This window comes from Bradyrhizobium sp. GW821-FHT13H06, from assembly GCF_058803975.1.
This window is the reverse complement of record NZ_JBXAPN010000009.1, coordinates 297,706-311,296: the sequence shown is the minus strand read 5'-3', so window position 1 is coordinate 311,296 and position 13,591 is coordinate 297,706. Positions and strand designations below refer to the sequence as shown.

Below are 13,591 nucleotides of genomic sequence, written 5' to 3'. Positions count from 1 at the left end.
CCGGTGGCAAGGTCGATCGCGTTGAGCACGTCGGCGACGGTGCCGGCCTGGAGGTAGACCGTCGAGTTGCCGTTGCCATCGGTGATCACGTTGCCGCTCTTGCCGAAGCCGGTCGGGATCGCCGGGGCGTTGGTCGAGCCCGGGACCGGCGCGTTCTTGAAGGTGATGACGTGACCGTCGACGTTCAGCGTCGAACCGTCCGTGATCAGAGCGCCCAGCGAGCCCGAGCTGGTCGTGCGGGTCGCCGTCGCCGTGGCGTTGCCGCCACCCGTTGCAGTGGTCAGGCCAAACGCCTTGAGCAGGTCGGCCTTGCCGGTCACGGACACGTCCGCACCCGCCGAGCTCTTCAGCGTCACGATGCCGGCGGCCATCGACGACGCCGTCGCACCGGAGGCAACACCGATCGTCGCAGCACCGTTGGTGATCGTCGAGGTCTGCACGCCGCTGGCGAGGTCGATCGCCGTCAGCACGTCGTTGACGGTCGCAGTCGGCGCCGCGGCGGTGCCGAGATAGACGGTGGTGTTGCCGCTGCCGTCGGTCACGAGGTTGCCGCTGACACCCGAGCCGCTCGGGACCGCGGCCGCCAAGGGAGCCGTGCCGGCGCGGAAGGTGATGGTCTTGCCGTTCACCGTCAGCGTGTCGCCGTCGGCGGGAGCCGTGCCGATCTTCGTGGCGGCGGTGGTGCCGATCAGGGTCATCGTGCCGGTCACGGCGGTGGTGCCGTCGGCGGCGTTCACGGCAACCGTGTTCGAGAACGTGCCCTGGGTCGCGCCGAGAGTCGTCGTGCCAGTCGCAGCAGTCGTGCCGCCGGCAGCGCCGCTGTACAGCACGCTGCTGAACGCGGTGGCGCTTGCATAGGAGGTCGTGCCGCGCAGGTCCGCCGCAGTCGCACCCGCAATCGTGGTGGAGACGTTGGACTTGGTGGAGTAGCCGACGGTGGTCTGCAGCGCCTGGTTGGCGATCGACTTGGCGCTGTCGATCAGCTTCTGCAGCGAGGTGATGCCGGTGTTGGCAGCCTGCAGCACCTGCACGCCGTTGGCGATGCCGTCGAGCAGGTTGTTGATGTCGCTGGCGCGGTTGTCGAGCGACTGGGCGGTGAAGAAGTTGGTGGGATTGTCCAGAGCCGAGTTGACGCTCTTGCCGGTCGACAGACGGTTCTGTGTGGTGGCGAGGAGGTCAGCGGTGGACTGGAGGGAGAGCAGGTTCTGACGAACCGATGCGGAGAGAACGATACCGGACATGACTCTGTTACCTTTCTGGTAAACGACGCTACTGTTACGCGTCTGCTTGGATCGAGATTGACCCAGCGACCGGCGGACCGTGGCGCCGAGACTTCTAACGAAGCATGAAATGAAACCCGCGCTTTTGCCGGGTCACGCGTGATTCGGGGCGCCGAAGCCGCGCACATCGCCACACCGCCGCACAGACATGACGTTGGAAAGATTGAGCTTTTTCTCGCGAATGCCGGAGATTTACAGCTCGTTAACTAATTCCGGGCGAGAATCAGGCCTTGATGAGCCGCAACGAACGCTCGGTTACGAAAGCGTTGATGGAGAACAGGCATGGCCCTCAAGGTCGAGCTCAGACCGCACGAACGCATCATCGTCGGTAACTGCGTGATTACCAACACGGACCAACGCGCCCGCCTCCTGATCGACGGCGACAACGTGCCGATCCTGCGCGAGCGCGACATCCTCACGCCGGAGACCGCCAATACGCCCGCCAAGCTCGTCTATCTTGCGGTCCAGCTCATGTACATCTCGCCGGATCCGCAGACCCAGCACGGCACCTATTTCAACCTGGTGCGCGACATCGTCACTGCGGTGCCGAGCTCCTGGCCGATCATCGAAGGCATCAACAACAACATCCTGAACGGCGACCTCTATCGGGCGCTGAAGGACGCCCGCAAGCTGATTGCCTATGAAGAGAAGCTGCGGGATCAGTACGCGGCCGCGCATCCCAAGGCCGAAGCGGACAAGGCCGACGTGAGCTCTGCCGCCTGACCACACGCTTTCGCTTCGCCCAAGCTGCGAACGACGACGGCCCCGGATCGCCTCCAGGGCCGTCGTCGTTTCAGGCACGCATCAATGCTACTGCGCCGCGAGCGGCGGCGCTTCGACCTCGATCAGTCCGCCGCGGCTCCGCCGTTCGCCGAACTCCAGCACGGCCGCGACCAGCGCATCGACGTCCGCTTCCTCGGTGCGGTGATTGACGATCGCGGCGCGGATCGCGAGCCTGCCGTCAAGCGTCGTGCTCGACGGCGCTGCGACGCCGGACTCCTGGACGTCGGCGACGATCTCGCGATTGACCGCATCATCGGCACGGTAGCGGAAGCAGACGATGTTGAGATTGACCGGCGCCAGCAATTCCAGCCGAGGTTCGGCCAACACGCGCGCCTCCAGATATTTCGCCAGCGCACAGTTTCGCGCGATCACCGCACCAAGCCGCTCGGTGCCGAACGTCTTCAGCGTGAACCACGTCTTCAGCGCACGGAAGCCACGCGACAGATCGGGGCCGAGATCGCAGGGCCAGACCGCACCCGCCGCAAGCCCCCTCGCCTCGCGGCGCAGATAGGCCGCCGGCTGCGCAAAGGCCTGCCGATGCCGCTCGCCGTCGCGCACGAGCAGGAAGCCTGCGTCGTAGGGCACCTGTCCCCATTTGTGGAAGTCGAGCGCGATCGAATCCGCGAGCTCGATGCCGCCAAGCAGCGGCGCAAGCTCGGGCGACAGGATGGCGAGCGCACCGAAAGCGCCGTCGACGTGAAACCAGATTCCTTCCTCGCGGCACAGCTCCGCGATCGCCCTGAGGTCGTCGATCGCGCCGATATCGACCGTGCCGGCGGACGCGACCACCAGGAAAGGCTTGAAGCCGACCTCGCGATCAACGGCAATCTGCGCGCGCAACGCGGCGACGTCGATGCGATGATCGGCATCGACATCGATCTTGCGCAGCGCATCGGTGCCGAGCCCGGCAATATCCATCGCCCTGGAGACGCAGCCATGCGCCGCCCGCGAGGTGTAGGCCGTGAGCAGCGCACCGTCATTGCCGATGCCGTGCTGCCGCGCCAGCGTGCCGAGCGCACTCGTGCGCGCCACCAGCACCGCCATCAGATTGGCCATCGACGTGCCCGTGACGGAGATGCCGCTCGCGCTGTCGGGGAAGGCGAACAGGCGGCGCATCCAGTCGACGATCTGGCGCTCGACCTCGATCGGCATGTGGTCGCGCCCGCCGAGATTGGCGTTGAGCCCTGCCGCAAGCATTTCCGCGAGCATGCCGACCGCGGTGCCGCCGCCATGCACCCAGCCCATGAAGCCGGGATGGACGTTGCCGGTCGCATAGGGGGCGACATGCTCGGCGAATTCGCGATAGACCTCGGCGAGATCGCTCGCCTCGCGCGGCAGATCGGCCCTGAATGCCGTACGGACGTCTTCGGAGATCGGCTGCCAGACGGGCCGCGCCCGAACGTTGGCGATGCCGTCGATCGTCTCGTCCAGCATGCGATGGGCGAGCGCGCGAAACTCGCTCCAGTCCTGCGGATCGAGCGAAGTACTCGTGACGGCGCTTTGCGTGTTGCGGATGATCTCGTTCATGCTGCGCTCCCCTTGCCCGTCCTTGCATGCCGCGACAGCATCGCCGTGAACGCGGCAAAGATCTTGCGCATCTGCGGCGGCTTGTAAGGAAACACGGCTGGCGAATCCATGTTGTGCACGACGGCGGTGTTGTCGGCCTCGAACACCAGAAGCTCGCGCCTCTCGTTCTCGGCGCAATCGACGATGAAATAATCGAGGCCGACGCGCCGGCTCATCTCGTCGAGCGCGCTCCTGTGGCGCTCGGCGAAGTCGCGATCGAAGTCGCGCATGAAGACGGCTTCCTCGGCCCGCTTCTCCTCGCTGAATGCCATGTAGGCGTTGAGATACCAGATGTCCCAGCGGTCGGCGATCGCCATGTGGCAGGCGTAGGGTTTGCCGTCGATCATGGCGAGGCGATATTTGCGGTACAGCCCGTCGGGGCTCACATAATCGACGAAGCGTGCGACGAAGAAGTCCTGCTCCTTGCGTTCGGCGAGGTAGGCCGCGAGCGCAGCCGCATCGCCGAGCTTCGCGAGGCCGACGCCGGCATGCGAGCCGCGCGGCCGCGCGATGATCGGAAAGTGCAATTCGCCCGCGATGTCCTCACAGGCGATCCGGTCCTCGGCGAGATCGGACAATTGCGCGTGCGTCGCGTGGATGGTCGCGGGAATGTCCAGACCCGGCACACCAGCCAGCAGCCGATACAGCTTGTCGCGATCGAGATTGCCGATGCGATCGGGCGGATTGAGCAGCGGCCGCGGCCAGTGCGGCGCGGCCTTTTCGATCAGCGCGAGCGCCTCGCGGCATTCCTCGGAATCGGACGCGATCACGATGGCGACGTCGTGCTCGGGCAAGGTTTCCGGCAGACCGACGCCCTTGACCACATAGAGTGTCAGCAGCTCGATGTCGGAGCCTTCGAGCAGGAAATCGATCGGCGTGTTGCCGCCCATATCGATGTCGGCCGCAAGCGCGAGCACGCGCAAGCCGGGCTGCGGAGCCGCACTGGGCGTACGGAAGAGTTGATGGAAGGTCAGCACTTCGGACTGGATCGCAAGCCCCTGATCCTTGTCGCCCAGAAGCTGGGTGATCAAGGAGAGATCCAGCCCTTCGCCCGCCAGCGCGGTCCCCGCCGCGATCCGCGCCACGAGCTGGTCGCGCAACGGATGCAGATCGACGCCTTCGAAGGCCTGGCGAGTCAGCTGCGCAAAGCCGATGCGGTCGGCATAGTTCGCCGCAGTCAAGCCGATCGGCGCAGAAACTGGATGCTGCATTTCACACCTCGAACTCGGACTTGACCGGCACGGTCGCGGCTGCACCACGGTCGAGCAGCAGCTCGATCTTCACCAGGACATGGGCGATGCGATCGAGAACGTGCTGCACATTGCGTCGCGCCTTCGCCGTATCCGGCGACCAGGCTTCCGTCACGAGCCGTGCGCCGACGCAGAGGCGCAGCACGGCCTGCGGCGTCTCGTCCTGCCGCTCCAGCCGGACCGGCTGGCCGACCAGGCAGCGCTGCGCGGCGATCTCTCGGTCCGCCGTGCTGCCGCTGATCTCTTCGCTCATGTCACGCGCCAGCGCACGGTGAACGGCCCAGGTCTCGGCGATCGAGACCGGCTGGCCGTCGCGCAGCAGCGTGAACGGAAAGATCGTTGCTTGCGCGAACTCCTCGTCGTCCGCGTCGGCCGTATTGATCGCGGTTGGAGTTGGAACAGAGCGAAGCGACGGCGACAGCGCGATCATGCTGTCGATGCCGGCGCCGAGCTCGGCGAGGATCTCGGCACGGGAAACGGCGGGCACGGCGTAATAGCTGCCGATCTCGGCCAGCGCCGCCTCCCAGCGCAGCCATTGACCGAAATTCGGGCGGCGCTCGAAGCGCGAACGCAACGCCGTCCAGGCCACCGGCCAATCGCAACGGCCGGCGTAGTCGAAGATGCCAGGCGCGATCCCCTCACCCCGGTCGAGCGAGCGCGAAAGGCCCTTCGGCACCAACAGCGCGCCGCTGAAGGCAGGCCCGCCGAAGAATTTCGAGCCGGTGATCAGCACCATATAGCCGCGGTCGAGATAAGAGCGCAGCCGGCGGCGGCCGAGCCGGGCCTGGCAGGCATCGACGACGATTTGGACCTCGCGCGGCCAGCGCCGCGCGATCTCGTCGAGGCAGGCCGCGCTCGGCGCACGCCATCCGAGCTTCGAGGAATCCATGATCTGGAGCAGCACGGGCGCGCCTTGCGCGATCGCAGCCTCGACCGCATGCAGAACCGCGGCATCGGCGTCCGCGCGCATCGCGATCCCGGGTGCGGCCTCGCGCAGTGGCAACGCAAGGCTGGCGCCGGCGAGCCCGGCAACCACTCCGTCCTTGCGAACCGCAACGCCGCTCGCCGTCATGGAGCTGAAATGGTGTCCGCGGGCAGTATGGATCGTCCCGCTTCCGGTCTGGTCGGCGCCGACCACGATCGTCACCGGTCGCGCGCCGAGGATCGTCCGCGCCAGGAACAGGGCATGGAGCTGGGAGTCCGTGCCGGACGGCGAGAACACCACGTCGACGCGCGGCGAAAGCTGGAGATGGCGGCGCAGCTCGTCGCGCATGTCCTCGCAACGCGCGTCGAAAGCGACCTCGACCTCGTCGAACAGGCACTTGTGCATCAGCTCTTCGCGCGCCAGCGCGGCACGGTCATAGGCCGCCTGCGAGATCGTCGATGCGGTCGAGGAGGCGAAATTCCAGAGCTCCGGCTCCGGCGAAGCCGCGCAGCCATAGGCGTTGACGCGGTCCGCGGGATCGAGCGCGAGCCGCGGATCTCCGCCGGAGACGAGCAGCGTGTCGAGCGGCGTGAAGAGATCGCGCAGGCGATAGCGCGAACCGCCGTCAGCCGTGCGTTCCGGTTCTGACGAACGGGATGCGCCTCCGCTCATCCCGGCAGCCTCACGCTGCGGCATCGGCCGCCGCCGCGGGCGCCGGCGCGAATTGCGAGGCGATGTCGCCGCGGAACACCGACGGCCCGACGTGATCGAGCGAGCTCTGGATGTCGGCCCAGATCTCGCCGCCGATATCGGTCCAGCGCTTGCAGAAGGCGAAATCCTCGGACAGATACGTACCGGTCGCCGGGTCGATCATGCATTCGAACAGCGCGAACCGGTTCTGGCTCGCCGTCAGCGCATCGTGCGAATGTTCGCGGAAGAATTGCAGGTTGGCATAGTCGGGGTGGCGGCACATCGCCTCCAGCGCGTGACGCCGGATCATCAGGAAGCCGGTGCCGGCGTAGCGCACGCGGGTGAAGCCGTTGACCACGACGATGCGGTCGGGATCCTCGATCTCGAGCACATAGTCGAGCGAGGCCGCCGGCACGTCGGTGCGGCCGGCCTCGATCGCACGCTTCGCCTTGTCCCAGTTGACCCGCTTGACCGGATAGCAGCCGGCGACGACGTCCGCGCCGCATTCGATCAGCCGGAACACCTGCTCCGGTTTGAACCCGATATCGGCATCGATGAACAGGAAATGCGTCGCCTTGGGGTCGTCCAGAAACAGCGCGACCAAATTGGCCCGCGCGCGGGTGATCAGGGCGTCGCCGTCGCGCAGGTGTACCTTGAGCTCGAGATTGGACATGCCGTGCACGGCGCGCTGCAGCGCGAAGATCGAGCTCGCATAGATGCTCGACACCTGCCCGCCGAAGCAAGGCGTTGCCACCACCAGCTGCATCCTGTCCGACATCGACCGCCCCGCCCCGCTCCAATCCTCACCAAGAGGTAAACAGGCATGGTTAACGGCGCCTTAACGCCCCCTTACAGGAACTTGACGAGCGACAGCTGGGCGAGGTTCGAGGTCACCTGGTAGGACGCCTGGAGCGCGTTCTGGAGTGCCAGGAGCTCGCTCGCGACCTGGTCCGGCGAGGCCGATTCCGCCTGATCGATGATGCCCTGGAGCTGCGCCTTGGCCTGGGTCTGGCGCGTGGTGGCGTCCTTCATCGTGTTCTGGGCCATCGCGATGTCGGTCTGGATGTCCTCGATGCGCTGCTGGCCGGGCTGCTGCGTCAGCGCCTGCGTCACCCGCAGGCTCAGCGCCGACACCTGCCCGCCCGAGTACTGGCCGGTCGGCGAAGTCGAGAAGGTCCCGAACACCGCGATCGCCTGCAATTGCCGGCGGATCGCGTCCTCGTTCGCCTGGGCGCCATATTGCACCGTGACGGCATCGTCGACCCGGGCCGCCGCCGTGGAGCGCGCCGACCCCGGCCCGTCATTGCCCAGGTACCACTTCACGGTGGTGGCCGAGCCGTTCACCAGCGTCGTCGCCGAACTCGCGGGCGAGGAGCCGACGCGCAGCGGCGGTTGCGTGGCGGTCACGGGCGTCGCGCCGAAGCCGAGCGAGCCCAGCGCCCCCGTATTCGAGCTCGTGATGTTGAGGCTCGCCGCATCGTCGGTGTTGATCGTGATCGAACCGCCATGGACCGTCGAGGGCTTCGACGTCCCCGTGATCTGGTCGATCTTGCTCAGCAGGGTCTGGATGCTGTCGGTGACGTTGAGCTGGTCGCCGGTCGCGCCCGAGCTGACGAAGGTCAGCGTGGTGCCGTTGACGGTGATGGTGTCGCCGGCGACGAAGCCCGGCGAGATCGAGTCCGAGGGGCTCGCGCCGGACAGCGCCGTCGCGCCGGTGACCGGGGCCGGCGGTGCCGCCTGGCTGTTGACCGGCGTGCCGATCGCGGAGCTCGCGGTGTTGAAGAAGTTGTCGCCGGCGACGACCGCAGATGCCGCCACCAGCGAGGTGTTGGCGAGCTTGGTGATCGCGGTGTTCAGCGCGGTGTTGAGGTTGGTCGCGGTGTTGTTCGGATTGACGGGAGTGCTCGCATCGATGGCGAAGCTGCCGAGCGGCGTCGGCGTCGCCGTCGAGGCGGTCAGGTCGATCTGCTCGGTGGTGCCGTCCGGCAGGGTGAACTGAATGCTGAGCTTGTCGCCGTTGTTCGGGTTGACGCCGTTGAGATCGACCGAGAACGACACCGGCGAGCCGCTCGGGCCGGTGACGGTCGCGCCCGTCAGCGTCGAGGACACCGCCTTGATCTTGAGCCCGAACGGCGACCCGGCGACGTCCTCCGACACCTGCACGGAGCTCGGCGTCGGCTGCGTCTGCACCAGCCGCCCCATGCCGTTGGCGCCGAGATCGGCGGCCTGGCGCTCCGCCATGACGGTCTTGAAGCCGGCCTGCGTCGTGGTGCCGTTGATGATGTCGCCGGCATCCGCAACCGACTCCGTGTTGACGGCCGTCCCGGAGAACAGATAGCGGCTGCCCGTCTGCGTGTTGAGGACGCCGACCATCGAGCCGAATTGCGCCGCGGCAGTGTTCTGCGCGATCGTCTGGCCGTTGACGTTGAGGTCCTGCGCGGTGTTGGCCGAGCCCGTCTGCACCGTGTTGCGGATCTTCGTCAGCGACTGCAGCGCGGTATTGGCGAGGTTGATGCTGACGTTGACGTTGGTGATCGTGTCGGTATAGCCGGCGATGTTGGAGAGCTGCGCGCGCCCGGCGATCGCAAAGCCCTCGTTGGTGCCCATGCCGGAATAGTTCTGCGACAGCTTGCCGGTCGAAAGCTGGGTCGACAGGTCGGTGAGCTGCTGATTGATGTTGCGGATCTGTGCGCCGAGAATCGACGAAGAGTAGTTGATGCTGCTGATCGACATCTTTCAGAGCCCTGTTACTTGTTACACTTGAGCCTGGAGCAACGTGTTCATCATGCTCTGCACCACCGACATGACGTGGGCGTTGGCGGCATAGGCATTCTGAAGCTGAATAAGGTTCGACATCTCCGAGTCCAGGTTGACGCTGGAGGTCGAGTTGAACTTGGCCTGGAGCGTCGAGACCACGACGCTCTGGCCCTGCTGGAGCTGGGTCGCCTGGGTGGCGGCGTTGGCCTGGACGCTCAGGAACTGCTGGAGGTAGTTGGAGACGCTGCCGGTGAAGGGCTGGTTCGCCGAGCCGAGGCCGGTCTGCGGCGAATAGGAGAACACCGCATTGGTGAGCTGCGAATAGAGATAGTCCGAACGCGTGGTGTCGCCCGCGGGCGTCACCGGCGATGTGTTGTAGACCGACAGCCGGCTCGGATCGGAAACCAGCTGCGTGTTCACGGCGATGCGCCCGGCAAAGCCGGTCATCTGCGAGCCGGACGCCGTGATCGCGCCGGTGTAGAGCGCCTGGCCGCCGTCGGTGAACAGCGGCAGCTGCGGATTGCCCGAGGTCAGCGACGTGATCGTCTTTGTGGTCGATGCCGAGTTCACCTTGGCGAGGCCGGTGTTGTCGTCGGTCACCCGCAGCGTCGTGGCGGTCGCCGGCGCCGGGGCGGCGGAGAACGACAGATGCGTGCCCGACAGCGCGGTGTTGAGCGCGGAGGCGATCGCTCCCATGCCGCCGGAGAAGTTGACGCCGATCCGCATCGGATTGGCGTTCGTCGCGTTCTGAAGCGGCAGCGCGGCCGGATCTGTCACATTGACCAGCGTGATCTGGCGCTGGGTGTTGGTGGCCGTGTCCGTATAGGTGATGTTGACGGTGTTGCCCGGCGCCGCGCCGGCAAGGTCGAGATCGAACCCGGCCGGCGGTCCGGTGACCGTGCTTCCGGCCGCGGTCTTGTCGGACAGCGCGCTCGCCATCGTGGCGGCGAGCTGGTCGATCTGGTCCTGCGCCTGCACCAGGGTCTGGTCGCGCAGCTTCAGGTCGGCCGCGATCTGGCCGGACGACACCACGTTGTTGGCGACGACGTCGACCTGGGAGCCGTTCGGCAGCTTGATGTTGAACGCACCGACGCCGGACTTGGCCGGGTCGATATTGTAAAGCGAGGTCGCCGAAAGCGCACCGGCGGAGGCAAAGGAGAATTCCGAGGCCAGCCCGGCGCCGACGAGCTGAATGCCGGTCGTGGTGTAGATGTTGGTCTGGTTCGAACCGTCGGTGGTGACGCGGACGTCGACATATTTCGACAGCGTGTTGATGGCCTGGTCACGCTGGTCCATCAGCGTGGCGGCCGAGGGATCGTTGACCGACAGGCCCTGGAGCTTGGTGTTGATGTCGGCGATCTGCTGCATCGCCGCGTTGGCGGCTCGCGCCGAGTTGCCGAGATCCTGCTCGACGTTGGAGCGCAACGACTGGATGCCGTTGGTTGTGATGTTGAGCTGCTGCGCCAGGGCCTGCGCCGCGCCGAGCGCGACGGTCTGCGCCGACGACGCCCCCGAACTGGTCGAGAGCGCCTGAAGCGCCGTGGTGAACTTGTTCAGCGCGGCTTCGAGCGTGCCGCTGTTGCCGGGCGTGCCATAGACATTCTGAAGCTGCTTCAGGATGTTGGCCATCTGGTCGGCGTAACCGCTGCCGCCGGTCTCGGTCCGCAGCTGGTTCAGCACGTAGCTGTCGAGCTCGCGGGTAACGCCGGTGGTCATCACCGACGAGCCGAAGTCGCCGGTGGTGACCTCGATCTGGTTCGGCGTCTGGACGACGTAACCCGGCGTCTGCGAATTCGCGACGTTCGATGAGACGATCGAGAGCGCGGCCTGATTTGCACGCAGACCGCTCATCGCGCTGGCGAGGGCTGAACTCAAACCCATGTCACTGACCCGCCTTTGGTTACCTTACGCGCCGATCAGCGCAATACGTTCAAGAGATCCTGCACCATCGAATTCGCGGTCGTGATCACCTTGGTGTTGGCCGAATAGGCCTGCTGGGTCACGATCAGCTTGGTGAATTCGTCGGCGATGTCGGTGTTGGATCCCTCCAGCGACGAGCCGCTGATGGTGCCCGAGGCGCCGTCGATGGCGTCTCCCGACTGTTCAGTCGCAGCGTAGGCGCCGCCATCGAGCGCCTTCAGATAGTTGGTGCCGTTGAAATGCGACAGCTGCACCTGAGCGAGGTTGAGGTTCTGGCCGTTCGAGAAGGTGCCGACCACGACGCCATTGTTGTTGACGGCAACCGAGCGGAGCTGACCGGCGGCATAGCCGTTCTGCGTGATGGTGTTGATGGTCACCGCGCCGCTCGTGCTGGCATATTGCGTCAGCCCGCCCGAGGAGATGTTGAAGGCGACCGAGCCGAGCGACTGGCCGCTGACGGTGACGTTGTTGATGGTGATGCCCGAGCCGCTCGGCGAGGTCAGCGAGCCGTCGGCGGCAAAGGTGAAGGTCTGGCCGGTGTTGACCCAGCCGACCGTGGTGCCGGTCGCGTTCGGGTCGGTCTGGTAGAACAGGTTCCAGCTATCCGAATGGCCCGCGCCCAGCGAGGCACTGTCGGTCTTGGCCCAGCGCAATTGCAGGTTCACCGGCGTGCCGGCGGCGTTGTAGGCGGTCACCGCGCCGCCGCTGATCGACTCCTTGGTGAAGGTCGCGATGTCGTTGCCGATCACGCCGCCGGTGCCGGCGGTGCCGCCACCATCGCGATTCTTGGTGATGGTCGAGGTGAAGCCGAGCGCGGAGAAGGCAGCGCTGTTGGAGCTCGACACCGAGAGGTTGGAGACAGTGCCGGTGTTCAGCGTGATCACGCCGCCGCTGCTGACCGACGACCCCGAGGCGCCGGAGAGCGCGTCGATCTTGCCGAGCAGGGTGGTGATGTTGTCGGTGATGTTGATCTGGTTCGGTCCCGAGGCGCCCGAGTTCATGAAGGTCAGCGTCTGACCATTGACCGTGATGGTATCGCCGGCGGAAAAGCCGGACGAGAGCACCTGGGCGCCGCCGGCAGTCGCAGTGCCGCTCAGCACGGTCGCGCCCGAGATCGCGGGCGAGGACAGCACATTGCCGCCGCGCGTCACGCTGCTGACGCCGAGCGCGGTGGCTGCCGTGCCGCTGCCGATCGCAACGTCAGTGCCGGTGCCGGTCGAGATCTGGATATTGCCGCTGACGGAGAGCGAAGCGGTGACGCCGGCGCCGCCGGCAGTCTGAATTGCATTCAGGATGTCGGCCACGGTCGCCGTCGTGCCCGCACCGAGGCCAATCGTCGTATTGCTGCCGACGGTCGAGACCGTGGTGCTGCCGTCGAACGTGACGGTGTTGCCGTTGATGGTCAGCGTCTGGCCGCTCAACGCGGTGAGAATGCTGGAGGCGAGATGCGTGCCGGCGGCGTTGTCAAGGGACGTGGTTGTCGAGGCGACCGCCGACGAATTGTTCTGGAGCGCAACCGTGCCCGTCGCCGTCGTCGACGAATAGGCCGAGCGGATGTTGCCGGTTGCTGCCGCCCCTGACACCGTTGCGTTGGCATAGGGCGCCGGCGGCGTGCCGACCGGCAGCGGGTTGGCGGCGAAATCGGACGGATTGAGCCCGCCGGCCGCCAGCAGCGTGCCGGTCGAGGCAGTCGTTTTCGCCACGGTGTTCGGCTGGGTCGGTAGGTTCGCAGCGTACTGGATCGAGGTGGTCGCCTGCGCCGGAATGAAGTTGTTCTGGAATTGCAGGACGTTCGCCACGCTGCCGGTCGGGTTACCGGTCTTCGGGTCGACCGTGACGCCCATCAGGTAATAGCCGGCGCCGTTGACCAGGTTACCGTTGGCGTTGAGCTGAAAGTCGCCACGCCTCGTGTAGTAGGTCACCCCGGTGAACACCGGCACGTTGTCGACGACGCCGCTTGCCTTCTGGATCGAGAAGAAGCCGTCGCCGGTGATCGCCATGTTGGTGGCGACGGTGGAGCCCGAGATCGTGCCCTGCGTGGTGATGGTGGCCTTCGCATTGGCCGTAACGCCGCCCGCGACCTGCTTGCTCGGAACCGAGGAGTCGGGAATGAGATCAACGAAGCTGGTGCCGATGCCCTTGTAACCGGTGGTGGATGAGTTCGCGATGTTGCCGGAAATGTTCTGCAGCGCGTAGGACTGCGCCTGCAGGCCACCCACCGAGGTGTTCATTGCATCGAAGATACCCATAACTTTGTCTCCAAATCCGATCCCGGCGGCCGGTCGACCATGGCCGCAGTCGGGGGAGACGTCGCAAGGCCTATGCCAATGCAGGGATCTTCAGGAAATCAATGGCTTAAGCAAAAAGGCCCCGGTCGGACGACCGGGGCACAATTGCCGGGCCGGCAACAATTGCCGGGG

Annotated in this window: 9 protein-coding genes; 1 reads left to right on the top strand and 8 read right to left on the bottom strand. The window is 66.0% G+C overall.

The window, feature by feature from the left end; all coding sequences use genetic code 11:
• A partial coding sequence (locus AC1RQP_RS31695) for a DUF1522 domain-containing protein (RefSeq protein ID WP_492940805.1) occupies nucleotides 1-1,241 on the bottom strand: 1,241 nt, incomplete at its 3' end.
• A 321-nt stretch (nucleotides 1,242-1,562) separates the two neighbouring features.
• Here AC1RQP_RS31695 and flbT point away from each other — a divergent pair.
• Nucleotides 1,563-2,003 carry a flagellar biosynthesis repressor FlbT gene (flbT, locus tag AC1RQP_RS31690; protein WP_035671936.1) on the top strand — a complete coding sequence of 147 codons (441 nt, stop codon included), beginning with the start codon at nucleotides 1,563-1,565 and terminating at the stop codon, nucleotides 2,001-2,003.
• Between the two features lie 87 nt (nucleotides 2,004-2,090).
• On the opposite strand, the gene AC1RQP_RS31685 is transcribed toward flbT, so the two are convergent.
• From AC1RQP_RS31685 to AC1RQP_RS31655, 7 genes are all read right to left on the bottom strand, one after another.
• A complete protein-coding gene (locus AC1RQP_RS31685; protein WP_492940803.1) occupies nucleotides 2,091-3,590 on the bottom strand; it encodes a pyridoxal phosphate-dependent decarboxylase family protein in 1,500 nt (499 codons plus the stop codon).
• Nucleotides 3,587-4,840 carry an ATP-grasp domain-containing protein gene (locus tag AC1RQP_RS31680; RefSeq protein WP_492940801.1) on the bottom strand — a complete coding sequence of 418 codons (1,254 nt, stop codon included), beginning with the start codon at nucleotides 4,838-4,840 and terminating at the stop codon, nucleotides 3,587-3,589. Before AC1RQP_RS31680 ends, AC1RQP_RS31685 begins: the two co-directional genes overlap by 4 nt.
• Nucleotide 4,841: 1 nt before the next feature.
• Nucleotides 4,842-6,476 (bottom strand): hypothetical protein, encoded by a 1,635-nt coding sequence (locus AC1RQP_RS31675; protein WP_492940799.1) that lies wholly within the window; start codon nucleotides 6,474-6,476, stop codon nucleotides 4,842-4,844.
• Nucleotides 6,477-6,486: 10 nt separating this feature from the next.
• Nucleotides 6,487-7,272, bottom strand: a complete 786-nt coding sequence (locus AC1RQP_RS31670; protein WP_492940797.1) for a hypothetical protein — start codon at nucleotides 7,270-7,272, stop codon at nucleotides 6,487-6,489.
• Nucleotides 7,273-7,343: 71 nt separating this feature from the next.
• Nucleotides 7,344-9,227, bottom strand: a complete 1,884-nt coding sequence (locus AC1RQP_RS31665; protein ID WP_492940795.1) for a flagellin family protein — start codon at nucleotides 9,225-9,227, stop codon at nucleotides 7,344-7,346.
• Nucleotides 9,228-9,248: 21 nt separating this feature from the next.
• Nucleotides 9,249-11,132 (bottom strand): flagellar hook-associated protein FlgK, encoded by a 1,884-nt coding sequence (gene flgK, locus AC1RQP_RS31660; protein ID WP_239625135.1) that lies wholly within the window; start codon nucleotides 11,130-11,132, stop codon nucleotides 9,249-9,251.
• 35 nt (nucleotides 11,133-11,167) lie between these two features.
• Nucleotides 11,168-13,420, bottom strand: coding sequence for a flagellar hook-basal body complex protein (locus AC1RQP_RS31655; RefSeq protein WP_492940793.1), 2,253 nt, complete (start codon nucleotides 13,418-13,420; stop codon nucleotides 11,168-11,170).
• Between the last annotated feature and the right edge of the window lie 171 nt (nucleotides 13,421-13,591).